Source organism: Vescimonas sanitatis, assembly GCF_049060325.1.
Taxonomy (GTDB): Bacteria; Bacillota; Clostridia; order Oscillospirales; family Oscillospiraceae; genus Vescimonas; species Vescimonas sanitatis.
Genome location: NZ_JBMGPW010000039.1, coordinates 1 through 463, shown reverse-complemented (window position 1 = coordinate 463; position 463 = coordinate 1). Strand labels below are relative to the sequence as shown.

The following is a 463-nucleotide window of genomic DNA, read 5'->3' as shown; positions in this document are numbered from 1 at the left end:
TCCATGGAGGCCGCGTTCGTGGACATCGGCCGCGGACGCAACGCCGTGCTCTACGCGGGCGAGGTCAACTGGGACGCCGCCCAGCTGGACGGCAAGCCGAGGAAGATCGAGAACGCGCTCAAGTCCGGCGACACCGTGCTCGTCCAGGTCACCAAGGACCCGGTGGGCCACAAGGGCGCCCGTCTGACCAGCCAGGTCTCCCTGCCCGGCCGCTACCGCGTGGACGTGCCGGGAGGCTCGATGACCGGCATCTCCCGCAAGCTGCCGGACGTGGAGCGCTCGCGTCTGAAGAAGATCCTCAAGGACCACCTGCCGCAGGACGCCGGCGTGATCGTGCGCACCGCGGCCGAGGGCACCTCCGAGCAGGAGCTGCAGAACGACATCAACCGTCTGCGCGCCCAGTGGGAAGGCATCCAGGAGAAGGCGTCCGGCACCAAGGTGCTCGCCCCCGAGCTGCTCTACG

1 protein-coding gene is annotated in these 463 nt (G+C 69.3%); it reads left to right on the top strand.

Annotated features, from left to right (window positions below):
- Positions 1-18: 18 nt before the first annotated feature.
- A partial coding sequence (locus ACOMDU_RS13645; RefSeq protein WP_421130702.1) for a ribonuclease E/G occupies positions 19-463 on the top strand: 445 nt, incomplete at its 3' end.